Source organism: Pelagerythrobacter marinus (genome assembly GCF_034375205.1).
In the GTDB taxonomy this organism is placed as follows: Bacteria; Pseudomonadota; Alphaproteobacteria; order Sphingomonadales; family Sphingomonadaceae; genus Pelagerythrobacter; species Pelagerythrobacter marinus.
Window position 1 is genome coordinate 2,921,837 of record NZ_CP139719.1, and the last position, 25,209, is coordinate 2,947,045.

The window sequence follows — 25,209 nt, forward strand, 5'->3', positions numbered from 1 at the left end:
GGCCCTTCTCGCGCCGGCTCAGTCGGTGTTCCGGGCCGGCAGGTTCGCTTGGCCGCGAATGTCCGCGTCCTGTGCCGGGATGTCAACGGTGCTCGTCGACTGGACCGACGGATCGGGATCGCGGTCCCAGTCGAACCACTTGCCTTCGACCCGCTCGAAATTGAGCTGCGGATCGTAGAGCAGGCCGTCGCCGTCGAGGCCGAGATCGCGCGCCTCGGCCCGGCCCATCGCGGCCAGCAGGCTGAAGCCGGCGACATAGGCATTGCGCCGCGCGGTCACGAGTTCGACCTGGGCGTTGAGCAGTTCCTGTTCGGCATTGAGCACGTCGAGGATCGTGCGGTTGCCGATCGAGTTCTCGGCCCGCACCCCTTCGAGGCTCAGCTCCGCGGCGGCGACCGCGGTCTGCGAGCTCTCGATGATCGCGAGCGCGGCCTGCCAGCTCGAATAGGCGGCGCGCACTTGCGCGATCACGTCGCGCTCGGTCGCGATGATCGCTTCCAGTGCGGCCGAGGCGCGCGCCTGCGCCTGGCGCTGCAAGGCGGCGGGGCGGCCGCCCTGGAAGATCGGGATGCTGATGGCGACCCCCGCGCTGACGCTGGCCGAAGTCTGCGGCACGCTCGTGTCGGGCAGGGTCGGATCGTCGGTGACCGCGCCGCCCAGGGTGCCGAGGAAGTTCTCGTAGCCGTAGCCGGTGAAGAGCGAGACGCGCGGCAGGCGCCCCGCCCCGGCCACGTCGATGTCGTAGCCGGCGGCTTCGGCCCGTTCGCGCGCGGCGATCAGGTCGGGGTTGTTTTCCAGCGCGGCGGCCACGGCCTCTTCCGGGCTGCCGGGCAGGCCGGGCAGGGGCGGCGGGGGCTGGAGCGCGACGGGCGCGTCCCCGACGAGGGCGATGTAATCCTCGCGCGCGGCGATCAGGTTGGCCTGGGCCGAGCGAAGGTCGCTCTGCGCCGCCGCCAGCCGGGCCTGCGACTGCGCGACGTCGGTGCGGGTGAGGTCGCCGATCTCGAACCGGTCGCTGGTCGCCTGGAGATTGGTCGAAAGCACGTCGACCTGGTTGGCGGCCAGACCGACGATCGCCTCGTTGCGGATCACGTCCATGTAGGCGGCGACGACCTGGCTGAAGATCGCCGATTCGGTCGCGCGCAGATCGGCCTGGCCCGCCTGGACGCGTTCTTCCGCCGCGCGCACGGCATTGCGGACCGCCCCGCCCGAATAGATCGGCACGCCGAGATCGACGTTGGCGGTGATCGCGCGTTCGGGCGCGGTGAAGCTGGTCGAGCTCTTGTTCAGGAACTCGGCGTAGCGGCCGGTGGCATCGATGCTCGGCCGGCCGGCCGATTTCTCGATCGGAACGCCTTCGTCCACCGCCCGCTGTTCGGCGCGCGCCGCCTGGAGCGCGGGATTGGTCCGATAGGCATCGGCCAGCGCCTCGCGCAGGGTATCGGCACTGGCGGGGGCGGCAACCAGCCCGGCACCGGCCATCAGGGCCGGCAAGGCCCGCCACGCGCCCCGGCGCACCATGTCAGAAGGTCCACCGCTTCGGCGCGTCGAAGACCGCGAGGCGCGGAATGCCCATTTCGGCCAGTCGCAGCCAGCCGATCCCGCCGCCCGCCGGGCGGCCCGCGGCAAGGCGCGTCACGCCGTTTTCGATCAGCCCGGTCAGCACCCGGCCATCGTCGGCCAGGCGGCGGGTCAGCGTGGCCGGGAAGACTTCCACCGCGCCGTCGACCAGGATCAGCGAATAGGTTCCGCGCAGCGTCCCCTGCGCGCTTTCGGGCGTGATCGCCTTGACCGAGGCAACCAGCGGCTCGACCAGCGCGGGCAGGTAACCGCTGCCGCCATCGACGATCAGCACGCTGTCTTCGGCGACGGGGCGCGCCTCGCGCAGCAGGGCGCCGTAGAACACCGGGGCGGCGATGTGGCCGCCCTCGTCGAACGCGATCGCGCGGTCCATGTAGGCGACGCCGCGGGCCGATTCCGGCACGTGATCCTCGCGCGGGACGGCGTTCATCCGTTCGAGCACGAACAGGTCGTTGACGCCGCTGGTGCGCAGCTGGCTGTCGATCATCGCGCGCCGGGCGGCGGCGAAGTCGCTGGTGGAGGGGCGGGTTTCAGCAAGGGTCATTCGAAAAGCCTCGGCGCGCTGTATTACACGCTTAACACAGTTGGTCAATCGGGCAAGGCTTTAGGCGTATCGCCCCGCCCGGCCAAGCGCTTTGACGCTAGGCCTGCGACGCGACTATGGGATTCGCCAATCGATGGGAAGGAACTTGGCTTCGATGAGCGACTTTGAAGGACGGCCCCTGGTGACGATCCGCGAGGCGGACCTGATCGAAAGCGTGGCCGACGCACTGCAATATATCTCCTACTACCACCCGATGGACTATATCCGCGCGCTCGGCGCGGCTTACGAGGCGGAGCGGGGCGCGGCCGCGAAAGACGCGATCGCGCAGATCCTGACCAACAGCCGGATGTGCGCGGAAGGCCACCGGCCGATCTGCCAGGACACGGGGATCGTCAACGTCTTCGTCAAGTGGGGGCAGGACTGCCGGCTCGATTCGGCGCGCAGCCTGCAGGACGTCGTCGATGAAGGGGTCCGCCGCGCCTATACCCATCCCGACAACAAGCTGCGCGCCTCGATCCTGGCCGATCCCGCCTTCACCCGCCGCAACACGCGCGACAACACGCCCTGCGTCCTGTCGGTCGAGATGGTGCCCGGCAACAAGGTGGAGATCGACGTCGCGGCCAAGGGCGGCGGCAGCGAGAACAAGTCCAAGTTCAAGATGATGAACCCCAGCGACAACATCGTCGACTGGGTGCTGGAACAGATCCCCTCGATGGGGGCCGGGTGGTGCCCGCCGGGGATGCTGGGCATCGGCATCGGGGGCACGGCCGAACACTGCGTGAAGCTGGCCAAGCAAAGCCTGATGGAGCCGATCGACATGGCCCAGCTGAAGGCGCGCGGGCCGCAGAGCGATATCGAGAAGCTGCGGATCGACATCTACGATGCGGTCAACGCCCAGGGCGTCGGCGCGCAGGGACTGGGCGGCCTTTCGACCGTGCTCGACGTCAAGATCCTCGACGCGCCCTGCCACGCGGCGGGCAAGCCGGTGGCGATGATCCCCAATTGCGCTGCCACGCGCCACGCGCACTTCACCCTCGACGGATCGGGCCCGACCTATCTCGAGCCGCCCCGGCTCGACGAATGGCCCGACGTCCACTGGCAGCCCGATTCCTCCGCCCGGCGGGTCGATCTCGACAACCTGACGAAAGAGGAAGTCGAAAGCTGGAAGCACGGCGACCGGCTGCTGCTCTCGGGCAGGATGCTGACCGGTCGCGATGCCGCGCACAAGCGGATCCAGGACATGCTGGCCCGGGGCGAGGAGCTGCCGGTCGATTTCCGCGGGCGGGCGATCTACTACGTCGGCCCGGTCGATCCGGTCATGGGCGAAGTCGTCGGCCCCGCCGGCCCGACCACGGCCACCCGGATGGACAAGTTCACCGAGATGATGCTCGACCTCGGCCTCCTGGCCATGATCGGCAAGGCCGAACGCGGCGCCGACGCGGTCGAGGTGATCAGCCGCTTCAAGACCGCCTATCTCATGGCGACCGGCGGCGCGGCATACCTGGTCGCGCGGGCGATCAAGCAGGCCGAAGTCGTCGCCTTCGAAGACCTCGGGATGGAGGCGATCTACGAGTTCACGGTGGAAGACATGCCGGTGACCGTCGCGGTCGATGCGGCGGGCAACAACGTGCACAAGCTCGCGCCCGCGCAATGGAAGGAGCGGATCGCGCGCGAGAAGCTGCTCGAGGGGGCGTGACGGCGTTCGACGAAGCGCAAAGGCGCTCCGACGACCGCGCTGGCGGCCCCGCCCCCGCCGCGGCTAGACCGGTATCCTGAACATGGCCGAAACCGTTCCTGCAGACGAGCGCGCCCGCGTGCCGGTCGTCACCGTCCTCGCCTCGATGGCGGGGCTGTGGCTGTGCTATTTCCTGCTCACCACCCTGCGCGCCGCGATCGTCGGCTTCGAACCGCAGGTGGAGCTGCTCTGGCGCCGCGGGCTGGTGACCCTGGTCGGCATCGGCATGACGGTCCTGCTGTGGATCATCCTGCGGCTGTTCGACAATCGCCCGCTGTGGGCCAAGATCCTCGCCGCGGTCCTCGTCGCGGTCCCGATCGCGGTCCCCATCGCGCAGACCAACCAGTGGATCTTCGCCGACATGCAGCGCAAGGTCGAAGAGAACTTCGGCCGCGATCGCGGGATCAACATCCGGCGCGACGAGGCGGGCAACCTGCTGGTCGACATCCCGCCCGAACGCTTCCGCGACCTGACCGGACTCGGCGTCAGCAAGGACGCGGCGGGCGCGCCGGCGAGCGTGATGATCGCGCCGGCCCCCTCGCGGCTCGACCAGTGGCTGCAAGTGGTGGATATCGCGCTCGGGCGCTATTTTCTGCTGCTCGCCTGGGCCTCGCTCTACTTCGCGATGCTCGCGGGCGCCCAGGCGCGCGCGGCCGAACGGCGCGAGGAACGCTTCCGCAGCGCGGCCAAGGCGGCCGAGCTGCGATCGCTGCGCTACCAGGTGAACCCGCATTTCCTGTTCAATACGCTCAACTCGCTGTCCTCGCTGGTCATGACGGGCAAGGCCGACCGGGCCGAGACGATGATCCAGTCCATCGCCAGCTTCTATCGCCACAGCCTGGCCGAAGACCCGACCAGCGACGTGCCGCTGGAGGACGAGTTCGAGCTGCAACGCCAGTACCTGGCGATCGAATCGGTCCGGTTCCCCGACCGGCTGGAGGCGGTGTTCGATCTTCCGACCGACCTCGCCGAGGCGCGCGTGCCGGGGATGATCCTGCAGCCGCTGGTCGAAAACTCGGTGCGCTACGCGGTCGCCCCGCACAAGGTGCCGGTGACGATCCGCATCGCCGCGCGCGAGGACTACGGCCGGCTCGCGATAACGGTGGAGGACGACGGGCCGGGCGCGCCGGCTTCGGCCGGGCAGGGCTTCGGCATCGGCCTCGCCAACGTGCGCGACCGGCTCCAGGCCCGCTTCGGGCGCGAGGCCTCGGTCACCTCGGGCCCGGTCGAGGGCGGCTATCTCACGGAAATCCGCATCCCGCTGGTGAAACATGGCTGATCACGAAGACCAACCGCTGCGCACGCTGATCGTGGACGACGAACCGCTCGCGGTCGAACGAATGCAGGTGATCTGCGCCAAGCTGCCCGAACTGGCCGTGGTCGGCACCGCCAGCGACGGCGCGGCCGCGCTGCGCCTGGTCGAGGCGCTGGAGCCCGATCTCGTCCTGCTCGACATGACGATGCCCGAGGCCGACGGGCTCTCGGTCGCCCGCGCCCTCGCCCGGCGATCGCGCCGGCCGGCGGTGATCTTCGTCACCGCGCACGATCATTTCGCAGTCGAGGCGTTCGATCTCGACGCGGTCGATTACGTGCTCAAGCCGGTCGCCCACGAACGCCTGTCGCGGGCGATCGAGCGCGCGATTTCGCGCCGCACGCAGCCGGCGCGGGCGGAAAGCCGCTGGCTGACCGAGCTGTGGGTTCCGCACCGTTCGGAACTGCTGCGGATCGAGGTGGACCAGATCGACCGGGTGGACGCCGAACGCGATTATGTCCGCCTGCATCTCGGCGATCGCAGCTACCTGCTGCTGCAGACGATCGCGGGGCTCGAGGAAAGGCTGGACCCGGCCGCGTTCATCCGCGTCCACCGGTCCACGATCCTGCGCAAGGACCGCATCAGGGGCCTGCGCCACGACGGGCTGGGCGTGTGGTCGGCCGAACTGGAAGGCGGCGAGGCCGTGCGCATCGGGCGCACCTACCTGCCCAAGGTGAAGGCCATGGCGGGGCGCTGACGCCGGCGCGGCGGCGGCGCCGAGGGGGCGGCGCGGGCATTGTCCGGGGCACCGATGAAAAACGGCCCGGACCGGGGGACTGAACCGGTCCGGGCCGAGGTGACAGCCGAGGAGTGATCAGCCGCCGACCCGCTGCTCGTCTATGATGGCAGCGAAGTGCCTGGTCGCCTGGCGCTTCGTTTCGGCATAGCACCGGCGCGAGGCGTTGGACGCGATACGCGTACCGGTGCGCTGCTGGTCGAGCGCGCAGAATTCGCGGACCGCGACGTCGATCCGCCGGTCGAGCGCCTTCTGGCCCTCGGCCGTGGACAGGTCGAGGTCGCGATAGGGAATGGACAGCGTATCGGCGTGGGCGGGGGTGGCCAGCGCGCCGAAAGTGGCCAGGGCGGCAAGGGCAACAAGGGGGCGTTTCATGTGCATTCCTCCGTCTGCGGGCTGCCCCGGGGGTTGAAGTGGGGGGAAGAGGCATCCCGCAGCCCCTGTAATAGGCCGCGCGCGCCCCTGCGGCACCGAAGTCTCGACCACGGATCGCGCGGTGTCGACGGACGCGCCGCCTTCCTGACGGACGGATCGAACCGCCCGACGAACCGCGTTTGGCAAACGACCGGCGGGGGTGCATGATGGCGCGCGTGGCCGTGATCTTCGTCTTCCTCATGGGCATCGGCAACTTCGCGATGCACAAGGCCGTGCTGGAAAGCGGCCACCCGCTGCTCGGCCGGATGCCATGGTTCGTGCACATGCTGGGCGGACGGATCACGCTGGTGACCGAGTTCCTCGTCCTGCTGGCGGCCCTGCTCCTGGTCGCCAACGGCTGGCCCGCGATCGTCTGGGCCTATTGCGGCTATACCGCGCTCAACATCGCCTCCGCCTGGCTGATCCTGAGCGGCCGGGTCTAGGTGCGGGAACCGCGCCCCGCCTGCGGCGCTTCCCTCGCATGAGCCACGATCGCGCCCTCTGGATGGTCGTCAACGCGGCGAGCGGCAGCAACAGCCCCGCCGCGATCGAGGCGCTGGAAGGCGGCTGCGCCCGGCATGGCCTGTCGCTCGACCGGCGGATCGCCTTCCCGGCCGATCCCCTGCCCGATGCCGCCGCGCTCGACGCGGCCGGGATCGGAACGCTCGCGGTCTATGCCGGCGACGGGACGGCCAATGCCGTGGTGACCGCGCTCTACGGCTGGGACGGCGCGGTCCTGGTCCTTCCCGGCGGCACGATGAACCTCCTGGCGCAGCGGCTCCACGGCGAGGCGGAGGCCGACGAGATCCTGGGCCGCGTCGGCGCCGGGGCGGCGCGCCGGGTGCGCCCGGGGATTATCCGCACGGCCCACGGCGACGCCTTGGCCGGCCTCCTCGCCGGCCCCGGGACGAGCTGGTACGCGGTGCGCGAGGCCATGCGCGAGGCCGATATCGCAGCCATGGCCGACAGCGCGGGCGAGGCGATCGCCGAAACGACCGGCGGATCGATGCTGCGCTGCCGCGAGCCGCGGGTCGGCCGGGCCGACGGCTATCCGCTGGTCGAGCTGACGCCCGGCCCCTGGGGGCTGCAGGTCGATGCCTACCACGCGGAGAACGCGGGCGAGTTCCTGCAACAGGGCTGGGCGCTGCTGCGGCGCCAGTTCCGCGAAGGGCCGCACGACCGGCTCGGCCTGCTCGACCGGCTGATCGTGGAGGGGACCGAGGGCGACGCGGTCGGCCTCCTGCTCGACGGCGAGCCGGCCCGCGGCGGGGCGACGGAGGAATTCGCCATGGCCGCGTGCGAGGTCGATCTGCTAGCGACCGGGCATGGCGGCTGAACAGACACTCCTCTTCCATGTCAGCGACATCCACTTCGGGCTGGAAGACAATCGCGCGCTCGACTGGGTGAAGCAGGAAATCGCCGAGCGACGCCCCGATGCGGTCGCGATCACCGGCGACCTGACGATGCGCGCGCGGCACCGCGAATTCGATGCCGCCTGCCGCTGGATCCGCTCGCTCGACGTTCCGGTGACGGTGGAGGTCGGCAACCACGACCTGCCCTATTTCAACCTGGTGGAGCGGTTCTTCCAGCCCTATCGCCGCTTCCGCGGGATCGCCGACCGGGTGGAGCGGGAGATCGACCTGCCGGGCCTCGCGATCGTGCCGCTCAAGACCGCGGTCCGCGCCCAGCCGCGGCTCAACTGGTCGAAAGGCTGGGTCAGCGCGCGCGCGCTGGAGAAATGCCTGGCCGCGATCGACGCCCTGCCCGACGGGGTCCGCGCGCTCGTCGCCTGCCACCACCCGCTGCGCGAAGTCGGCACGGCGGGCACCGCGCTGACCCGCGGCGGCAGCAAGGCCCTGGCCGAACTGGCCTGCCGGCCCAGCGTTCTCGCCGTGCTGAGCGGCCATGTCCACGACGCCTTCGATATCGTCGAGGAAACCGCCAATGGCCCGGTGCGCATGATCGGCGCGGGCACGCTGTCCAAGCGCACCCGGTCGACGCCGCCCAGCTTCAACGAGCTTGCCTGGGACGGGGAGAGCCTGCGCGTGCGCGTCCGCAACCTGGAAAGCGTGCGCACCCCCGACATGCAGATCGACGACGTGCCCGAAGACGCGCGGCCCCCGCGCCAGCCGGGCGAGCCGGTGGCCCCGGTGCGGCAGGTCCCCCGCACCGATCCGCCGGTGCACTAGCGCGCCCTAGCCGGCGGCCGCCCCCCGCTCGGCGACGAGGGCGAGCAGCGTCCGGGCAATCTCGCGCTCGCCCATGACGACGTGATCGACCCCCAGCCGCTCCAGGTGCTCGACTTCCTCGTCCGAATGGGCGCGGGCGAAGACCAGGATGCCGGGATTGAGCGCGCGCGCATGTTCGGCGATCGCCCCGCCCTCGAACCCCTCGGGAATGGCGATGACCAGCTTGGCCGCCTGGCGGATCCCGGCCTCTTCCAGCACGTGCGGACTGGTCGCGTTGCCGATCACGACCTCGCGGCCGGCCGCCTGCGCGGCTTGCGCGAAATCGGGCTGGTCCTCGATCACCACCAGCGCCCGACCGCGCCGTTCCGCGCCTTCGGCGACCAGGCGCCCGACCCGTCCGTGCCCGACCAGGATCACGTGTTCGCGCCGCTCGCGCTGGCGCTCGCGTTCGCGCTCCGCGGCGTCGGCCCGGGCGCGCCGCTCCACGTCGCCCAGGCGCCCGGCGACGAGCGCAAAGATCACCGGATTGGCGAGGATCGAGAAGATCGCCCCGGCCAGGACCAGGTCGCGCCCCTCCGGCGGCAGCACGCCGAGCTGCGTCCCCAGCCCGGCGAGGATGAAGGAGAATTCCCCGATCTGCGCCAGGCTGGCGGCGATCGTCAGGGCCGAGGCATTGTCGCGCCCGAAAGCGCGGACGATGCCATAGGCGGCAAGCGACTTGCCGACGACGATGATCAGCACGGTCGCCAGCAGCGGGCCGGGCTGCTCGACCACGACCGCGGGATCGAACAGCATCCCGACCGAGACGAAGAACAGCACCGCGAAGGCATCGCGCAGGGGCAGGGTTTCTTCCGCCGCGCGGCGGCTGAGCTGCGTTTCGCCGAGGATCATGCCCGCGAAGAAGGCGCCGAGCGCGAACGAGACGTCGAAGACATAGGCCGCGCCGAGCGCCACGCCGAGCGCGATCGAGAGGACGGCGAGGCGGAACAGCTCGCGCGATCCGGTGTGCGCCGTCCAGTGCAGGGCCGCGGGGATCGCCCGCCGCGCGACGAGCAGCATGAAGGCGACGAACCCGCCGACCTTGAGCACGGTGATCCCGAGGATCGCGGGCAGGCTGGCACCGTCCGTCTCCCCCGCCAGCATCCCCGCGAAGGCGGGCAGGAGGACGAGCGCGAGGATCATCGCAAGGTCTTCCACGATCAGCCATCCGACCGCGATCCGACCGCGCTCGGTCTCCACCAGGTTGCGCGCCTCCAGCGCGCGCAGGAGGACGACCGTGCTGGCAACCGAGAGCGCGAGGCCGAAGACCAGCCCGGCCGCGATCGACCAGCCGAGCCAGGTGGCGAGGGCCAGGCCCAGCCCGGTCGCGACCGCGATCTGCAGCACCGCGCCGGGCAAGGCGATCCGCCGCACCGAGAGGAGATCGCGGAAGGAGAAATGGAGCCCGACGCCGAACATCAGCAGCATGACGCCGATTTCCGCCAGTTCGTTGGCGAGCGCGGTATCGGCGACGAAGCCGGGGGTGAAAGGCCCGACCAGCACGCCCGCGAACAGGTAGCCGGCGACCGGCGAAACGCGCAGCTTGTGCGCCAGCGCCCCCATCAGGAACGCGGCAACGAACCCGGCAACTATCGTTCCGATCAACGGGGTGTGGTGCGGCATCGCGTTCTCCGTGGCTGCGCGCGCTTTCTCGGGCACGCGCAGCCACGGGTCAACTCGTTGCCGGGCGGTGCGCGCCCTAGTTGCCGTCGGCCGTAGTTTCGGGGCCGATGCCGCGCGCCAAGGCCTCGCGGATCGCGTCCCACCGCACGAGCTTGAAGTTCTGCGCCGCCGCGCCGTTCATGCCGTCCTGCGCGACGAACAGGCCGCGGGGGAAGGCGGGCCCGAAATCGCCGAGGACGAGATCGATGCCGTCGGTTTCCTCCGCGCCGCCGAGCGCGCCGTCGACGATGCGGAACCGGCCGACCGGTTCCATTCCCGGCAGGCGGAACGCGGCATAGGCATTGTCGCCCTGGCTCGAAGCGACGAGCAGGCCGCCCTCGCGCCCTTCCGGCGCGATCGCGAGCCCCTCGACATCGGCGACCAGCATCGCGTTGTCCACCGGCGCGACCAGTTCGCCGGGGGTGCCGTCCATGCGGAAGCGCCAGATCCCGGCCGTCTCTTCCCCGACGTAGAGCGTGCCGTTGCGCGGATCGACCACGCACCCTTCGGGCTGGGTCGCCAGCTTGTGGCGGAAGACCGTTTCCACCGCCGGGCGGCCGCCGTTCCAGCGCAGCGCCTGGCCGTGCAGCGAACCGTCCTTGACCGGCGAATAGAGCATCGCGTCGGCGCCGTCGCGGCCCGGCCCCATGCAGAAGCCGTAGCCTTCGCCCGGGCCGACATCGAACGTCTCGACCCGGTTGAGCCGGCCGCGCGCGGTATCGAGCGTGAACAGCGCGACCCGGGCCAGCGCCGGGTCGGTCCGGTCGCTCGCGCCCACCAGCACCGTGCCGTCGGCCAGTTCGACCAGGTCCACGTTGTTGAGCCGCCCCCCGGCAAGGAAGTGGCGCGCCTTCCCGTCGAGGCCATAGACGTAGAGCCCGGCCTTCTTGTCGGTCGCGACCACCAGGCTCGCGGCCGGGTCCGCGGCATTGCGCCAGATCGCGGGATCGTCCGCCGCGTCGGCATTGGCCGTGCCGACCGGCTCGGTTTCTGCCGTCGCGGTCACCTCGACCGCGGGATCGCCCACGATCGGCGTGGTCGTGCATCCTGCCGCGAGCATTGCGGCCAGCGTCGCGGAAATCACTGCGCCCCGCATCAGAAGGTCACCCGTGCGCCGAGTTTCATGGTCCAGCTATATTCCTCGAACTGGTAGAGGTTCTTGCGCGCGCCGACCGTGTTGTAGGCAAAGTACTTCGCGTTGTTGATGTTCACCCATTCGTAGAACAGCTGGATATTGTCGTTCACGCGGTACTTCGCGCTCAGGTCCAGCTGGAAATGGTCGTCCACCAGGCGGTCTTCCGCCGCCTCGTCGCCCAGCTCGTCGAGGTACTTGTCGCGGTATGTGCCGGCGAGGCGCAGGCTGACCGGGCCCTTCTCGTAACCGAGCGCGATATTGGCCGTGTGCTTCGAGGTCGTCGGCAGCATGATCTCGCGCAGGTCGTCGGGGTCGCCGTCGATCGGGACGCGGCCGGTCGCGTCGGTATAGGTATAGTTCGCCTGGGCAATCAGGCCGTCGAAGGGCGATGGCAGCATGTCGAACTTCTGCGCGATCGAGAACTCGGCGCCGAAGACTTCGGCGCTCGGACCGTTGATCGGGATCTCGGCCTCGTCGAAGGCGATGCCCCGGTACTCCCCGTCCTCGCGCACGGTATCCACGATGAAGTTCTTGATATCCTTGTAGAACACTGCGGCCGTGATCGCCCCGTTGCCGGAGAAGTAGTATTCGGCCGAGGCATCGAAGTTCCATGCCTCGTAAGGCAGCAGGTCGGGGTTGCCGAATTCGCCCTCGCGCTCGCCCTCGTCATTTTCCTCGACCACGAAGCGCGGCGGCAGCTTCGACAGCTTGGGCCGCACGAGGCTGCGGTAGGCGGCCGCGCGCAGGACCAGGTCCGCCTGCGGCTGGTAGCGGACGGTGAGGCTGGGCAGCCAGTGATCGTAATCGCGCTCGCTGGCAGTCGGCGTCACCAGGACGGTGTCGTCCTCCGCCTCCCCCCCGCCCGGCAGCTGGCCGCCTTCTTCGACCAGCAGGACATCGTTGCCGACGATGTCGTTCTTCGTGTGCTCGTAGCGCACGCCGCCGATGACGCGCAGCGCGGCGCTGTCCCACCGGCCGAGCAGGTAACCGGCCATGACGTCTTCGGAGATCGCGTAGTCCTCGACTGCCGAATCGAAGGCCGTGTCCACCGCGTTGAGATCGAAGGCGTCGCGATTGGCGTGGAAATAGTCGCGCGCGCCGGTGAAGTTCGGGACCGGCGAGATGTCGGTCAGGCGGTAATCCTGCGTGCCCAGAACGTCGGCCATCGTGAAGGCGTCGTTCTCCCAGTACTCGGCCTCCATGTCGTACGACTTGTCGCGCCAGCGCCCCTTGAAGCCCGCCTGGACGGTGAAGGTCCCCGCCCCTGAAACGAACGCGCGGCCGAGATCGAACCTGGCGGCATATTCCTCGTCCATCGAATCCGACAGCGCGGTGATCGTGATATCGTCGAGGGCATAGCCTGCCGGATCGAAGAAGTCGTCCGTCGCGGCGCCCGAGATCGCGTAGAGCGGCACGCGCGGATCGGAGAAGTCGAACCCGGCGACGAGACCTGTATCCTCGAACGCCTGTTCGAAATTGGCCGGATCGACCGAGCCGTCTTCGCGTTCCGAGCTCTTCGCCCAGCTGACCGAGTAATCGGCTTTCCAGGTGCCGGTGTCGGTTTCGCCGCCGAACACGACCGAACGGATCTTCTGCGTCTCGAAGCGGTCCTTGATCGACCGCTGGAGCGCCAGTTCGCCCCCCGCATCGGAGAACTCGACCGTGGTGCCGCCGCCGTCGATCTCGCCGGCGTCTTCCAGCTTGAAGCTCACCTCGCGGCGATATTCCTGGTCCTCGAACTGGCTGTAGAGGCCGCGCAGGTAAAGCGCGGTGCTGTCGCCGAGGCGGACGTCGAAGTTGAGGTTGGCGCTGATCCGCTCGCGCTCGACGTTGTAATCGCGGTAATTGACCTCTTCCGGGAAGATCAGCCCGTCGTCGTCGCTCCAGCCGTCGGCCTCGACATTGTCGGTTTCGAACTTGCGCTGGTAATAGGATGCGCCGCCCGAGATGCCGAAATTGTCGCTGATCCGCGCCGCGAAATCGACGCTGCTCTTGGGCGAGACGTGATCGGCGAGATCGTTGTAGCTGCCTTCCGCCTTGGCGGTCAGCAGGTTCCGGCGCCGGTCGAAGGCGCTGGTCGTCTCGATCTCGATCGAGGCACCGATGGTGTCGGCGTCCATGTCGGGCGTCAGCGACTTCTTGATCTCGATCGATTCGATGATGTCGCTGGAAATGACGTCGAGCGCGACCGAGCGCACGTCGGATTCGGGCGCCGGCAGGCGCACGCCGTTGAGCGACGTGGCGTTAAGCTCGGGATCGAGGCCGCGCACCGACACGAAGCGCCCTTCGCCCTGGTCGTTCAGCACGTTGACGCCGGGCATGCGGCGCATCGATTCGGCGACGTTCTGATCGGGGAACTGGCCGATCGCGTCGCGCGTCAGCACGTCGCTGATCCCGTCGTTCGCCCGCTTGCGCGACAGCGCGCTGGCGAGGTTCGCGCTCTGGCCAAGGACCAGGATCTCGCGCGAGTTGTCGCCCCCCACCAGGATGTCGGCCCGCACGAAGCGGTCGGCCGGGACGACGACGGTGCGGCGCACGGCCGGCGCGCCGACATATGTGGCCTCCAGCGTGTATTCGCCCGCCGGCACGTCGGCGAACAGGAAGCTTCCGTCGCGCTCGGTCGTGGCGACCCGGTCGAGCTCCACGATCCGGACCTGCGCGGCCTGGAGCGTGATCGTCTCGCTCGCATCGAGGACCGTGCCGACGACGTCGCCCGCCAGGGCCGGGGTCGCGATGCTGGCCGCGAGGGCCGCACCGGCGGATGAAACGAGACAGCGCTTGCGAATTTTCATTGGAACTTGCCCTCCAGAACCGATCTGGAGCGGCCGCTAGTCCCGCGGCGTTACCGCTGCATGGCGATTGCGTGACGTGGCGATGACAGGGCCGGCTGGCGCCGCCGCCGCCGCGGCGGATCGTCTGCCGCCATGCGAAACCTGCCCCATGCGAAAAGGGCGGCCCCTTGCAGGACCGCCCTTCGCGTTGTCTTTCCCGGCGCTCCTGCCGAAGCGGATCGCCGAAGCGGGTCAGCGCTTCGAGAACTGGAAGCTGCGGCGAGCCTTGGCCCGGCCGTACTTCTTGCGCTCCACCACGCGGCTGTCGCGGGTGAGGAAACCGGCGGCCTTGACCGTTGAGCGCAGCGCCGGCTCGTACTTGGCGAGCGCCTGCGAGATGCCGTGCTTGACCGCGCCGGCCTGGCCCGAAAGGCCGCCGCCCTTGACGGTGGCGATCACGTCGAACTGGCCCGCGCGATCGGTGATCGCGAACGGCTGGTTGATGATCAGGCGCAGCGTCGGACGCGCGAAATAGGTTTCCTGGTCCTTGCCGTTGACCGTGATCGTGCCCTTGCCCGGCTTGATCCAGACGCGCGCGACGGCGTCCTTGCGGCGGCCGGTGGCATAGGCGCGGCCATGCTGGTCCAGCTCCTGCTCGCGCAGGGGGGCGGTGCTTTCCGCGATCGTCGCGGCGTCACCTTCGGGCGCGTCGCCGGCGATGTCCTTGAGGTCCGACAGGTCGGACACGGTGTTCTTCTCGTCAGCCATTATGCGGACACCTTGTTCTTGCGGTTCATCGAGGCGACGTCGAGCACTTCGGGCTTCTGCCCGTCGTGGGGATGCTCGGTGCCGGCATAGAGGTGCAGCGCCTTCATCTGCTGGCGACCCAGCGGACCGCGCGGGATCATCCGTTCGACCGCCTTTTCCAGCACGCGTTCGGGGAAACGGCCTTCGAGCACCTTGGCCGGGGTCGTTTCCTTGATCCCGCCGGCATAGCCGGTGTGCTTGTAATAGACCTTGTCACCCAGCTTGTTGCCGGTGAAACGCACCTTGTCGGCATTGATCACGATCACGTGATCGCCGCAATCGACGTGCGGGGTGTAGCTCGGCTTGTGCTTGCCGCGCAGGATATTGGCGATGATCGAGGCGAGGCGGCCGACGACCAGGCCCTCGGCGTCGATCAGGTGCCATTTCTTCTCGACCTCGGTCGGCTTGATCGACCGGGTGCTCTTGTGGAGCGCCTTCATGGCTGGAATTCCTTCGAAATGTTGCCGCCGCGAATCTGCCCCAGGCAGCCGCGGGAGCGGCGCATTTGTCGTTTCGGGCCGCCAAAGTCAAGCAAATGCGCGCGTTACGGGAGAGGTAAAATAGTACCTTGGCCTAATCGAGGACTTCGAGGCGCCATGTTTCGAGCGAGATCCGCTCGCTTCCCCCGACCCGGGTGACGATGCGGCGGCGTGCACTGGCGAGGTGCCCGCCGGCCGGCTCCAGCGTCCCTTCGAACCGCACGCTCACGTCCCCCGCCTCGGCCCCCGGGACCGGCACGGCGGCGGTCCTCTCGCGCGCCGGGCCGGGAAAGAACAGGTCGCCGGGCCAGCGGCTGGCCATGCGCGCGCCGGCCCGCTGGACGTCGGCGACATAGTCCATCGCCTCCGCCTGCCGGTCCGGGCTGCGCCGGGCGACATAGGCCCGCGCGGCCTCCGTCAGCCCGGGGACCGGCCCCGCCGCGCCCGGCCCGCCCTCGACGATCCGCCCCTGGCGGTCGAGCGCGATCGGAAACGGCCCGGCCTGCGGGTTCCTTCGCTCCACCTCCGCCAGCGGCTCGAGCGCCGGCGGGACCTCGACCGCGACCTCCAGTGGCTCGCCGTCCACGAGGTAGCCGGCCCCCTGGCGATGGAAGCGGACCCGCCAGCTGCGCGTGACCACCACGCTTTTCCCGTCGCCCAGGCGGCGTTCGAGCACGCGGGTCAGCTTCATCGGCCCGGCCGGCGGATCGAACTGGCGGGCCTGCGCGGCCATTGTCGTCGCCGGCGCTGCCGCGCTGCCAGCTACCAGCAGAACGATCGCCAGTGCGGACAGGGCGGCGCGCACGATCACCCGCGCCCCCCGCCGCCAGCCCCCGGCAGCGCGCCGAGCCAGGCCGCGGTAGCCGCACCCGCGGCCTCGCAGCGCCAGCCGAGCACGGCCGGCTCGTCATAGGGATGGAGCGCCTCCAGCCGGGCCACCGCGGCATCGAGGAGGCCGGCATCGGTCTTGACCAGCAGGCCGCATTCCTCGGCCTCGTCCAGCCCGTCCTTCCACGCGAAGACCGAGTGGACCGGGCCGATCGCGTTGCCGCAGGCGGCCAGCCCTTCGGTGACCAGCTGGCGGGCTAGCGCCAGCGCCGTCTCCCGATCGGGGCACGGGCACCAGGCCAGCGCGCTCACGGCCGCCTCCCCAGGACATGCATGCCCCAGGCCGCCGCCATGACCAGCAGCGCGCCGACCGCCTGGTGCGCGGTCGCCACCCACAGCGACACCCCGGTCCACACCGTCGCGATGCCGAGGACGATCTGGAGGCCGAAGGCGGCGTGGATCGCGATCGACGCGCGCCGATCGAACGGGCGGACCTTGCGCGCGAGCACGACCAGCGCCGCCACCGCCGCCCAGGCCCACCAGCGGTGGAGGAAATGGATCAGGAAGGGATCGTGCGTCAGCGCCCAGCCCAGCCCGCGCGACAGGTCGAATTCGGGCACCAGGCGCCCCTGCATCAGCGGCCAGGTGTCCGACGCGTGGCCGGCGTTGAGCCCGGCGACCCAGGCGCCGAGCAGGAGCTGGACGAACACGACCAGCGCGATCGCCGCGCTCGCGCCGCCCAGGCGGGCCGGCCGCGCCCCGGGAACGCGGGCGAGCCGCCGCAGATCGAGCGCGGTCCAGACCACGGCGGCCAGCGTGAAGAGCGCGGTGAGGAGATGGATCGAGAGCCAGAAATGGCTGACGTCGGTCATCTCCCCCGACAGGCCCGAGCGCACCATGAACCACCCGAACGCGCCCTGCAGTCCGCCCAGCGCGAGCAGGCCGACCAGCCGCGGCTTGAACCCGGCGGGGATCGCGCCCCTGATCCAGAACCAGGCCAGCGGCAGCGCGAAGGCGAGGCCGATGAGCCGCCCGATCAGCCGGTGCGCCCATTCCCAGAAATAGATGAACTTGTAATCGGCCAGCGTCATCCCGGCAGGTCCGGTGACGTGCTTGTACTCGCCGATCTGCTGATAGGCCTGAAACTCCGCCTGCCACTGTGCCTCGTTGAGCGGGGGGATGGCCCCGGTGACCGGCTTCCACTCGGTGATCGAGAGGCCGGATTCGGTCAGCCGCGTGATCCCCCCGACAATCACGATCGCGACGATCAGCCAGGCGACGACCCAGAGCCAGCGGGCCAGCGCGGCCGGTCGGGCCGAAGCGGGAAGGGTCGCCGATGCGGCGGGCGGGGAAGAAGCGGGCGTGGCCATGGGCACGCCTGATGCGACGGCGGGGGCCGAATCTCAAGACTTTCCGGTCCATCGCCGCCCCTCCGCCCCTCCGCCCCTCCGCCCCTCCGCCCGGGGGGCTGTAGCGCGGCGCGAGGTTCTGGAGTCTTTGACAAGAGATTCTGGAGCACTCCAACCCATGTTCATGGCCCGCTGATAATCAGTTCGCGGGCCGGTGTCACCCTGCCGCTCAGCCGATAGTTCAGGCGGACCTCCTCGACGTCGAAGTGGCCGAAGATATCGCGAATCTCCGGCGTGTCGTTGATCGACAGAACGAAGCGGCCCTGGATGGCTCCTAAGATACCGCTCAGGCGCTCGAAATCGGCCTCTGAGAAGATGTTCTTGCCGTAGTCGTCAGTGCAGCCCCAGTAGGGCGGATCGCAATAAAAAAGGGTACCTGCCCGTTGGTCGAACCGCGCGATGCATTCTGCATATGGCAGCCGCTCGACGATGACGGATGATAGCCGCTCGTGAACTTCCTCGAGCATCGGAACTAGCTTGGTGAGGTCGAACCGAGCCGAGGCGCTGTAGCTGATCCCGAAGTTGCGGCCGACCGCCTTGCCGCCGAACGCGGCTCGCTGAAGGTAGAGGAAGCGGGCAGCCCGTTCGAGGTCTGTAAGTGTCTCCGGGTCCACCGCGATGAGGCGATCGAATTCGGCGCGGCTGCATAGCTGCCATTTCAGTGTATCCAGGAACTGCTGGTAGTGGCGCTGCAAGATGCGGAATAGCGTCACCACGTCACGACTGATATCGTTGATCACTTCCTGCCGCGGCCGACGCCGGCGACGGAAAAACACACCTCCCATCCCGACGAACGGCTCAACATAGCGATCGTGATCAACAGCCTCGATGCGATCGACCAGACGCTTCGCCAGCGCGCGCTTTCCGCCTATCCAGGGGGCAACTGGCCGCACCGGTCGCACGACCTCATGGCTCAACTCTTCCTTCATCACTGACACCTATCTCAGACCCCGCCGTTAGCGGCCTGGGGGGGACCGGAGGCCGAGCATGCCGGCCAAAGGTGCGAGGTCGACTCTCGCGGTTCGGGCCGTTGCCGCGGCCCAACCACCCTCGATCGAGGATGTTAAACTTCCTCCATGTGCACCGGCATTTCGGGCTGCAGCGCTGATTGCTGAAGCTGCATCATGCCGGCGGCACCCGGGCCTTAGTCGGCTCGTTCAACAGTCCCACGACCGCAACGACTTCCGGCTCCCAGGTATCGGTTTCGCGCGCCACGATCACCCGGCTGTTGTCGGTGTCCGTGATGGCGTAGAGGCCCTGCGAGATGACCGTCACGCCGTTGGGCGCGTAGAGGCCGGGCAGGCCGCGATACTCGACCGCGGCGGCCTCGATGATGCTCCCCGCCACGCGCCGCGCCAGCACGTTCGCGCTGATCGACCCGACAGCCGGCTCGTAGTTCGCGCAGACTTCCAGCCCGGCCATGATCGTCCGCACCGTGCCGGTTGCGGGCATCACGCCGCGAATGCGATCGAGGTGTTCGTCTGCCCAGACGATCTCGCCATTCGGGGCCTTGTCGAGGTCGTTCGGATAGTGCCCGTAATAGGTCTGGTCGGCAGGCCCGCCGGCCAGCGGATGGCGCTGCACCTGCCCGACGCAGCCCTGCGGGTTCGCCCCGGTCATCTTGGCGATCCACAGGTAGGAGCCGTCGATCAGCATGGAACGGGCGATCATGCCCGCGCCTGTGAAGTCCGCGAACGCCGTCCCCGCGCCGGTCGGCACGCCATTGGCGTCGAGGTCGAATATCCACGTCTCGCCGCTGGCCCCGCCGCCAATAATGGTGTTGACCACCATCTTCGTCCCGTTCGTTCGCAGGCCATAGATGTCGCCCGTCACACCGCCTGGCAGCGACCACTGGTGCTGCACCCGCCACTGGCGATCGACCCAACGAATCGTACGGAGGTCCGCCGCACCGATCAGCGAATAGCCGGTCAGCGGGTCCACGTCGCACCAGCGCCCCTGGTGCGTGGTGTCGCGCCAGACGGTCGAACCGTCCGGGTTCACGAGGAGCGCGCTGATGCCGCGGTTTTCGGCGATGAGCAGCGAACAGGGCAGTTCGCCATAAACCACTACCGCCTGCCGCCCGGTCGGGCCGGTGGGAGTCGTGCTGGTATTCGGGTTGAACCGGCCCTGTAGAGGGTGTGCGTGCAGCGGCGCGTCGGCTAGTGCGCGGGGCTGTTGAAGCGTGGCATACTTCTGAAGGTCCGCGTCAGTTGCTGCGCTGTCGAGCACGAGAATGCGCCGCACTTCGCCGTCGAGGTGGCCGCCGTTGACGTCCTGCCCGAGCATGATCCGGCCGAGTCCCGATGGCCGGGCGAGCACAAGGCCTGCTGCGGGCGCGCCATCGACCGAGACCCGAACGCTACCCTCATGTGCCGCCATTGCGATCCGGCAGCGCCGCTCGCCTGCCTTCCTCGCCGCTATCGTGAAGCTCGATGCGTTGCCGTTGTCGACCAGATCTAGCACGATCGCGCCAGTCGCATCGCGTAGGACCGTCAGGCGGTTGAGAACGGTCCCGTCATCGACGCTCGCAACGACCTGCCTGCCGACGCGATCACGGAACTGCGCTTCGGCGACGAGCGTGAAGTCGCCCGAGGCGGGAAGATCGAAGCTGACCACTTCAGCCTTGCGGTCGAACGCCGCGCCGTTTGTCGTCACGATCGGGCTTGTGGCGTTGCCGGTGCTCTCGATCTGCACGTGGCTCAGCAGGAAGTTGTCGCCCGCTGCCGCTGCCAGCCCCGCGAACCCGACGAATGCGCGGAGCCCGTCGTTTGCACTGATACCGCTGGGCGGTGTCAGTTCGATGCGCCACCATCCATTAGACAACGGCACGGCCCGCGCGCCTTTGGTGCCGACGTTATAGGTGATCTGCCCGGTGTCGTAGTTGAAGCTGATGTTGAGCAGGGGTTGGCCCGACGTCAGGTTGTTCAAGGCGAAGCGGTTGCCGGTAGTGGCGCCGTTCCCTTTCTTGACCAAGAACCACGCGGTGTCTCCCACACCCGACGACGTACCGGTACCATTTACTTGAAGCGTCGTCGCGGCACTGGCCGTCGCGGTAACACGCGTCGAAAGCACCCCATAGGGGTCCAGCGAAGCATCGCTGAACGTAATGTTGGTGCTTGGCAGGTTCTCGACATCGGTGGAGTAGCCTGCGGATTGGAACGCTTGCCGCTCGATCAGCAGACCAGCATCGCTGATGCGCATCAGATTTGCTGCAGTCTGTACGCGGATGCCGTTAACGAAGTGCCAGGCGGGTGAGCCGCGAACGAAGCTGAAGCCTGGGACAATGGGTGTGAGGTTGTCCGGCTCGCGCAGGTTATCGTATGGCTCCAACCCGTTGCGATAGTATTGCTCGGTGAAGTCGAGTTCAAAGGTACTGCTGGCGAATGCACGGTCGGCGGCGGGGTCGGTCACCCCATAGATGGCGGCGCGCCCGACCGCAGTTGCGATGATTTTCGATGCTTCGTCGATATAGGCTTGAGATGAACCTCCAATTATGTCGTGGATGACGGTCGTGAGGCTCCATGCTCCCGCGCCGCTTTCACCCGTCTTCACGTAGAGATCGTTGTTGGCAGTAGAGGGGTCAGCAAACACGAGCGCAACCGTATCCGGCGCGTGCGCCAGGTCGGCGTCCAGCTCGGCCCGCGTCGGATAACGGACGGTCGCCAGACCGGAGACGCCGATGTTATTGATCGCCGATTCAATGACCGAGCCGAGCGGCCGAATGTCTCGCTTTCTGGGTTCCCAATGGCCAGATGCCAAAACACCATCCATGGTGAAGTCCCGCCACACCTGATCGAACCCGTCCTTGATCTGCCCCATCGCTTGGGCCCTCCTAGCTGATCGTTGCCGACGCCGGCCCGACCAGAGCGGACGATCCGCCTTGGCCGTCGAATGCCCGCGCCCAGTAGTATTCGGTGCCGGCCGAGAGGCCGGTGTCGGTCACTTCCACGACGTCGCCGAGCCCGGCGACGATGTCATCGCCGACCGGCGCTGCCGTACCGAAGTCGTTGCTCGAGCTACCGTAGAGCCGCGCGTAAGCGAGGTTCGGCGACGTGGGCATCCGGAAGGTCACCGTCGCTTCGCCAACCCCTCCAGTGGCCGCCAGACCGGTCGGGGCGCCAAGCGTAGTCTCCGCGACCGGCGTAATCGTTGAGGAGCTCCAAGCGCTCGCGCGGCCGCCGATCGACCTCGCGCGCACCCGCAGCTCGTATTCGGTCCCGCTATCCACCGGTCCCGTCCGCGCTGTGCGGGCGTCAGGGTCGACTGGGATCGAGACCCACGTGCCACCGGCGGTCGGCCGATACTGCGCCTCGTAGGCAAGCCCGACCCGGCTGGGGTCGGCCCAGCTCGCCTCGATCGCCACGCCCGTCGCGCCGCCCAGCGCAATCTGCACGGCCGCGAGCGCCAATCCCGTGGGCGCAGCCAGTGGCGGCGGCGGTACTGGCGCATCGGGCGCGAGAGGCGGCGTCCCTTCCTCGGTCGCCGCGTCGAACTCCCAATCCTCGGCGTGGATCTCGTCCAGCGTCACTTCCACCGTTCGCGCCGCGAGATTGAGCCGCACGCCATCGGCGACCATGAAATCCGCCCACACGCCCAGCTGCTCGGACTCGAGGCGGCAGAACCGCTCGCCCAGAAGATTGAGCCCGAAGAGATTGAGCTGGACCGAGATGTGCCAACGATCGCCGAGGCGCGCGAGGATCAGCTTGCCGATCCGCACCGCCTGGTTGTGATGAGGCGCGAAGAACACTTCGACGGCCTGCGGATCGGTATTCGGATCGTCCTCCGCATCAGCGGCGACGACTGTGGCGCTCTCCTGCTCGCGGTAGCCGATCGCCGCCTCGGTATAGAGGGCTTTGATCGCGCTGACGCGGTGCCGCGCCTGCGGGCCGAGCGTGGCCGTCATACCGAGGATATGATCGTCGGTGATCACGACGGTCGGTTGCTCGTAGCGGCCGCTCAGCAGGTTGAACTTGCCGTCGGCATCCTGCCAGCAGAAGCCGTCGCCAGCCTTCAGCATATCGCTCAGCACCTGTCGGCGCTCTTCGCTCGCCAGGCTGTAGCTCGCCCAGATACGCCACCGAGCGATGGTCTCGGCTGTGACGGTGGTTACCAGCTCGTCGGAGCGATCGGCTTCCACCGCGATGTTCGTCCAGTTCACGTTGCCGTAGCCGGCGCCGTACCCGTCCTCGTGCGCGAAATAGTCGGCCGTCACCAAAGCCCAGTTGTCGGACCACTCCCAGGTGCTCCTGTCGCTCAGCCTGTGCGGGCCGGTGCCGTTGACGGTGAAGCCTTGCCCATCGTCATAGATGACGGCGGTCGAGTCCTTCCGCGGATCATAGACGGACGCCGCCTTGCGCACTTGCGTGTAGACCGGGATCTGTCCGTTGAAGACTTCGCTGAAGTGCTCCTGCTTGACCGGGTCGCAAATGATCGCCGCATGGGCGCAACCGCGCTGTCGATGGTTCGGTGTCCACTGGGGGAACTTGGCCGTCAGCTCGGCGATCGCGCTCTGGGTGTCGTCACCGTCGCGCCGGTAGATATGGATCGCGCCGTGGTAGCTTGGCTCGATCACCGTGCCATTGACCACCGTCACCGGCCGATCGTTGATGCGGTCCTCGAGGACTTCGCCTTCCTTACCGGTCCCGAGCGTCACGACTTTCGCCAGGGTGCCATTCGCACTCTCGAGGAAGCTCTCCTGCCCGCCGGTGTGGCCGATGCCGTAGTGCCGCCGCCTCGATCCCACGGCGACGCGGATATTCTGCTGCCCATCGCTCGGCTTCGACCCCGATCGGCCGAACACCGCGTTGACCAGCGTGTTGAGCCCGATGGCGACGGCCACGTGGACGGCAGCGGTGATTAGCGTACCGAGGAAGCTCGCGGCCGAAATCGCCAGCTTCGTGAGGAGCCACGATGCTATGGCCTGGGGCATGGCACCCTCCAGGCGAATGCCGGCTCGGCCGACTGGATCACCACTGCCCGATCGCCCCGCGCGGCCCAGCGATCATTGCCCAGGCAAATGCAAGCCGTCAGGCCGCTGCCGTCTAGATCGACGAGGCCCACGTCGCCTCTCAGCGGGTGCTCGGTCGGCGCGCAACCGAGCTGCTGCATTGCAAGCAAGCTGGCGTCGATGAATGCTCGCCGATCGCGGATCATCTTCCGCGCCGCGCGCCGGCCGAACAGGCGAACAGACAGCCAGGCCGGCGCCGGTGTCGACAAAGCCCGCTCGACATAGGCCAGCACCGCGAGACCGCAATTGTCATCCGCCAGGCCAAATGGCTCGGACGCCCAACGCCGCAGCTCGGCCGTCACCGGATCGCTCACCAGTCCGGCCATGTGAGCACCTTGTTCACGAGCGACCCAACGAACTCGAAACCGCGATCGCCGGGGAAGCGATGCTGCTGGTCGCGGTCGGTGTACATCGCGTGTCTCGGCCGCGAGCGGAGCGAGAACAGGCTTTCGGCCGAAATTGTCACCGATCGCTCGCCGCCGGCGTCGAAAGCGAATGTGGGCGTCAGCATGCGGCCTGCCCAAACAGGATAGGGATTGTCGAGCGGACGCTGGTTGTCCGGATCGTCAGGATCGTCGACGCCGAAGAACTGAATGTAGACCCGCGCGATCCGGCCGCGCACTTCCTCCGCGAACTCGTCCCGTGCCAGACGCATGATGTCCGCATCGACCGCCGACAGGGTGAACGTCCCCTCAGGCGCCTGACCGTTCACGGCCTGCTCGATTCCGCTCATCCCCCCGAGCTCGCCGGTGCCGAGCCAGAGTGCGCCGTCGTTGGTCTCCAACGGCCCGTGGCCGGTCCACAGCCGCACAGTCTCACTAGCGAAATCGAACTTCACCAGGTTGGCGCATTCCGGCTTGCCGCCCGCCAGGGCGAGCGCGATCGTCTCAGGGAAGAGTGACACGAAAGTCCTCCTCCAGATCGATTGTGGGCGCCGCCCAGAGGCCGCGGCGCAACAGATGCTCGCCGGCATCGTCGTCAGGCAGAAAGCCCAGCATGGTCGGCTTCAGCTTGAGCGGCTCGTCGATGTAGTTCTGCCGAAGAGTGGGGGAGCAGCGGATCTTCGCCACGCTGCCTTCCCACCACACGGCCGTCGCGATGTAGGGCCGATCGCCGAGCCCGAAGTACAGGCCACCCTGCAGCAGCTGCCCGTACTCGCCGAAATCGACGGTGATGTTGCGTTGCCCTTGGGCGCCGGTAACCGTCACGCCCGAGAGATCGTCGGTGAGGTAAAGCGCGCCGTCCGAGAACGCGGTGCCGTCCGAATGGGTCACCGCTCCTGCGCCGATCTGCGCATTCGACGCGCGAAAGACGTCGAACAGTGGCACCCGCACAGTGTTGGCGCGCCCCTCGAGCGAGGCCAGCAGCGCCCGGTAGGCGATCACCTGGTCGCCGCCGAGGATGTCGAACCGAAGCGATAGCGAAAACGGCGGCCGGATTGACGGCACCACTTGGGTGACTTCCGACAGGCTCTTGTTGCCGACCGTCTTGCGGGGCGGTTTGAGCAGCACGTCGGCGGGTGTCAGATTGGCCGGCCAGTCGAAGATCGTCATGCGTTCAT

General features: G+C 68.4%; 23 protein-coding genes. 6 read left to right on the forward strand and 17 right to left on the reverse strand.

Annotation, left to right across the window (positions count from 1 at the left end; all coding sequences use genetic code 11):
• Positions 1-18: 18 nt before the first annotated feature.
• Positions 19-1,482: a TolC family outer membrane protein gene (locus T8T98_RS14225; protein ID WP_251104689.1), complete on the reverse strand. Its 1,464-nt coding sequence runs from the start codon at positions 1,480-1,482 to the stop codon at positions 19-21.
• A gap of 40 nt (positions 1,483-1,522) precedes the next feature.
• Positions 1,523-2,125, reverse strand: a complete 603-nt coding sequence (locus tag T8T98_RS14230) for a protein-L-isoaspartate O-methyltransferase family protein (protein ID WP_251104688.1) — start codon at positions 2,123-2,125, stop codon at positions 1,523-1,525.
• 154 nt (positions 2,126-2,279) lie between these two features.
• On the opposite strand from T8T98_RS14230, the gene T8T98_RS14235 reads away from it, so the two are divergent.
• The 3 genes from T8T98_RS14235 to T8T98_RS14245 all read left to right on the forward strand — a co-directional run bounded on the left by T8T98_RS14235 (position 2,280) and on the right by T8T98_RS14245 (position 5,869).
• Positions 2,280-3,821, forward strand: a complete 1,542-nt coding sequence (locus T8T98_RS14235; RefSeq protein ID WP_251104687.1) for a fumarate hydratase — start codon at positions 2,280-2,282, stop codon at positions 3,819-3,821.
• Positions 3,822-3,903: 82 nt separating this feature from the next.
• Positions 3,904-5,139: a sensor histidine kinase gene (locus T8T98_RS14240; RefSeq protein WP_251104686.1), complete on the forward strand. Its 1,236-nt coding sequence runs from the start codon at positions 3,904-3,906 to the stop codon at positions 5,137-5,139.
• A complete protein-coding gene (locus T8T98_RS14245; RefSeq protein ID WP_160733603.1) occupies positions 5,132-5,869 on the forward strand; it encodes a LytR/AlgR family response regulator transcription factor in 738 nt (245 codons plus the stop codon). The genes T8T98_RS14240 and T8T98_RS14245 overlap by 8 nt, the downstream gene beginning before the upstream one ends.
• Positions 5,870-5,986: 117 nt before the next feature.
• Here the strand turns inward: T8T98_RS14245 and T8T98_RS14250 are convergent, their stop codons facing one another.
• On the reverse strand, positions 5,987-6,283 hold the full coding sequence (locus T8T98_RS14250) for a UrcA family protein (protein ID WP_160733602.1): 297 nt from the start codon (positions 6,281-6,283) through the stop codon (positions 5,987-5,989).
• Between the two features lie 203 nt (positions 6,284-6,486).
• Between T8T98_RS14250 and T8T98_RS14255 the strand changes: the two genes are divergently transcribed.
• The 3 genes from T8T98_RS14255 to T8T98_RS14265 are packed head-to-tail and all read left to right on the forward strand — an operon-like array spanning position 6,487 to position 8,511.
• Positions 6,487-6,765 carry a hypothetical protein gene (locus tag T8T98_RS14255; RefSeq protein WP_251104685.1) on the forward strand — a complete coding sequence of 93 codons (279 nt, stop codon included), beginning with the start codon at positions 6,487-6,489 and terminating at the stop codon, positions 6,763-6,765.
• Between the two features lie 38 nt (positions 6,766-6,803).
• Positions 6,804-7,658, forward strand: a complete 855-nt coding sequence (locus tag T8T98_RS14260) for a diacylglycerol kinase family protein (RefSeq protein WP_160733600.1) — start codon at positions 6,804-6,806, stop codon at positions 7,656-7,658.
• A complete protein-coding gene (locus tag T8T98_RS14265; RefSeq protein WP_251104684.1) occupies positions 7,648-8,511 on the forward strand; it encodes a metallophosphoesterase family protein in 864 nt (287 codons plus the stop codon). The genes T8T98_RS14260 and T8T98_RS14265 overlap by 11 nt, the downstream gene beginning before the upstream one ends.
• A 6-nt stretch (positions 8,512-8,517) precedes the next feature.
• On the opposite strand, the gene ybaL is transcribed toward T8T98_RS14265, so the two are convergent.
• The 14 genes from ybaL to T8T98_RS14335 all read right to left on the reverse strand — a co-directional run bounded on the left by ybaL (position 8,518) and on the right by T8T98_RS14335 (position 25,201).
• On the reverse strand, positions 8,518-10,173 hold the full coding sequence (gene ybaL / locus T8T98_RS14270; protein WP_251104683.1) for a YbaL family putative K(+) efflux transporter: 1,656 nt from the start codon (positions 10,171-10,173) through the stop codon (positions 8,518-8,520).
• A gap of 76 nt (positions 10,174-10,249) precedes the next feature.
• Positions 10,250-11,308 (reverse strand): phytase, encoded by a 1,059-nt coding sequence (locus tag T8T98_RS14275; RefSeq protein ID WP_251104682.1) that lies wholly within the window; start codon positions 11,306-11,308, stop codon positions 10,250-10,252.
• Positions 11,308-14,139: a TonB-dependent receptor gene (locus T8T98_RS14280; protein ID WP_251104681.1), complete on the reverse strand. Its 2,832-nt coding sequence runs from the start codon at positions 14,137-14,139 to the stop codon at positions 11,308-11,310. Before T8T98_RS14280 ends, T8T98_RS14275 begins: the two co-directional genes overlap by 1 nt.
• Positions 14,140-14,370: 231 nt before the next feature.
• Positions 14,371-14,886 carry a 30S ribosomal protein S9 gene (gene rpsI, locus T8T98_RS14285; RefSeq protein ID WP_160733595.1) on the reverse strand — a complete coding sequence of 172 codons (516 nt, stop codon included), beginning with the start codon at positions 14,884-14,886 and terminating at the stop codon, positions 14,371-14,373.
• Complete coding sequence (gene rplM, locus T8T98_RS14290; RefSeq protein ID WP_160733594.1) at positions 14,886-15,365, reverse strand: 50S ribosomal protein L13; 480 nt, start codon at positions 15,363-15,365, stop codon at positions 14,886-14,888. Before rplM ends, rpsI begins: the two co-directional genes overlap by 1 nt.
• A 133-nt stretch (positions 15,366-15,498) precedes the next feature.
• Positions 15,499-16,215 carry a hypothetical protein gene (locus T8T98_RS14295; protein ID WP_251104680.1) on the reverse strand — a complete coding sequence of 239 codons (717 nt, stop codon included), beginning with the start codon at positions 16,213-16,215 and terminating at the stop codon, positions 15,499-15,501.
• Entirely contained in the window at positions 16,212-16,544 is a 333-nt protein-coding gene (gene cutA / locus T8T98_RS14300; protein ID WP_251104679.1) for a divalent-cation tolerance protein CutA, read from the reverse strand. The genes T8T98_RS14295 and cutA overlap by 4 nt, the downstream gene beginning before the upstream one ends.
• A complete protein-coding gene (locus T8T98_RS14305) occupies positions 16,541-17,602 on the reverse strand; it encodes a COX15/CtaA family protein (protein ID WP_202389027.1) in 1,062 nt (353 codons plus the stop codon). Before T8T98_RS14305 ends, cutA begins: the two co-directional genes overlap by 4 nt.
• 161 nt (positions 17,603-17,763) lie before the next feature.
• Positions 17,764-18,570, reverse strand: a complete 807-nt coding sequence (locus T8T98_RS14310; protein ID WP_322295701.1) for a DNA adenine methylase — start codon at positions 18,568-18,570, stop codon at positions 17,764-17,766.
• A 193-nt stretch (positions 18,571-18,763) separates the two neighbouring features.
• Positions 18,764-21,460, reverse strand: coding sequence for a phage head spike fiber domain-containing protein (locus tag T8T98_RS14315; protein WP_322295702.1), 2,697 nt, complete (start codon positions 21,458-21,460; stop codon positions 18,764-18,766).
• A 13-nt stretch (positions 21,461-21,473) separates the two neighbouring features.
• Positions 21,474-23,570 carry a fibronectin type III domain-containing protein gene (locus T8T98_RS14320; RefSeq protein WP_322295703.1) on the reverse strand — a complete coding sequence of 699 codons (2,097 nt, stop codon included), beginning with the start codon at positions 23,568-23,570 and terminating at the stop codon, positions 21,474-21,476.
• Positions 23,555-23,974: a DUF6950 family protein gene (locus T8T98_RS14325; protein ID WP_322295704.1), complete on the reverse strand. Its 420-nt coding sequence runs from the start codon at positions 23,972-23,974 to the stop codon at positions 23,555-23,557. Before T8T98_RS14325 ends, T8T98_RS14320 begins: the two co-directional genes overlap by 16 nt.
• Entirely contained in the window at positions 23,959-24,552 is a 594-nt protein-coding gene (locus T8T98_RS14330; protein ID WP_322295705.1) for a hypothetical protein, read from the reverse strand. Before T8T98_RS14330 ends, T8T98_RS14325 begins: the two co-directional genes overlap by 16 nt.
• Positions 24,536-25,201 (reverse strand): hypothetical protein, encoded by a 666-nt coding sequence (locus tag T8T98_RS14335; protein WP_322295706.1) that lies wholly within the window; start codon positions 25,199-25,201, stop codon positions 24,536-24,538. Before T8T98_RS14335 ends, T8T98_RS14330 begins: the two co-directional genes overlap by 17 nt.
• Positions 25,202-25,209: the final 8 nt, after the last annotated feature.

Coding starts and splice junctions, on each gene's coding strand:
- T8T98_RS14225 (WP_251104689.1), bottom strand. CDS start 1,482: ATGGCCGGTGCCGGGCTGGTTGCCGCCCCCGCCAGTGCCGATACCCTG.
- T8T98_RS14230 (WP_251104688.1), bottom strand. CDS start 2,125: ATGACCCTTGCTGAAACCCGCCCCTCCACCAGCGACTTCGCCGCCGCC.
- T8T98_RS14235 (WP_251104687.1), top strand. CDS start 2,280: ATGAGCGACTTTGAAGGACGGCCCCTGGTGACGATCCGCGAGGCGGAC.
- T8T98_RS14240 (WP_251104686.1), top strand. CDS start 3,904: ATGGCCGAAACCGTTCCTGCAGACGAGCGCGCCCGCGTGCCGGTCGTC.
- T8T98_RS14245 (WP_160733603.1), top strand. CDS start 5,132: ATGGCTGATCACGAAGACCAACCGCTGCGCACGCTGATCGTGGACGAC.
- T8T98_RS14250 (WP_160733602.1), bottom strand. CDS start 6,283: ATGAAACGCCCCCTTGTTGCCCTTGCCGCCCTGGCCACTTTCGGCGCG.
- T8T98_RS14255 (WP_251104685.1), top strand. CDS start 6,487: ATGATGGCGCGCGTGGCCGTGATCTTCGTCTTCCTCATGGGCATCGGC.
- T8T98_RS14260 (WP_160733600.1), top strand. CDS start 6,804: ATGAGCCACGATCGCGCCCTCTGGATGGTCGTCAACGCGGCGAGCGGC.
- T8T98_RS14265 (WP_251104684.1), top strand. CDS start 7,648: ATGGCGGCTGAACAGACACTCCTCTTCCATGTCAGCGACATCCACTTC.
- ybaL (WP_251104683.1), bottom strand. CDS start 10,173: ATGCCGCACCACACCCCGTTGATCGGAACGATAGTTGCCGGGTTCGTT.
- T8T98_RS14275 (WP_251104682.1), bottom strand. CDS start 11,308: ATGCGGGGCGCAGTGATTTCCGCGACGCTGGCCGCAATGCTCGCGGCA.
- T8T98_RS14280 (WP_251104681.1), bottom strand. CDS start 14,139: ATGAAAATTCGCAAGCGCTGTCTCGTTTCATCCGCCGGTGCGGCCCTC.
- rpsI (WP_160733595.1), bottom strand. CDS start 14,886: ATGGCTGACGAGAAGAACACCGTGTCCGACCTGTCGGACCTCAAGGAC.
- rplM (WP_160733594.1), bottom strand. CDS start 15,365: ATGAAGGCGCTCCACAAGAGCACCCGGTCGATCAAGCCGACCGAGGTC.
- T8T98_RS14305 (WP_202389027.1), bottom strand. CDS start 17,602: ATGGCCACGCCCGCTTCTTCCCCGCCCGCCGCATCGGCGACCCTTCCC.
- T8T98_RS14310 (WP_322295701.1), bottom strand. CDS start 18,570: ATGAAGGAAGAGTTGAGCCATGAGGTCGTGCGACCGGTGCGGCCAGTT.
- T8T98_RS14315 (WP_322295702.1), bottom strand. CDS start 21,460: ATGGGGCAGATCAAGGACGGGTTCGATCAGGTGTGGCGGGACTTCACC.
- T8T98_RS14320 (WP_322295703.1), bottom strand. CDS start 23,570: ATGCCCCAGGCCATAGCATCGTGGCTCCTCACGAAGCTGGCGATTTCG.
- T8T98_RS14325 (WP_322295704.1), bottom strand. CDS start 23,974: ATGGCCGGACTGGTGAGCGATCCGGTGACGGCCGAGCTGCGGCGTTGG.
- T8T98_RS14335 (WP_322295706.1), bottom strand. CDS start 25,201: ATGACGATCTTCGACTGGCCGGCCAATCTGACACCCGCCGACGTGCTG.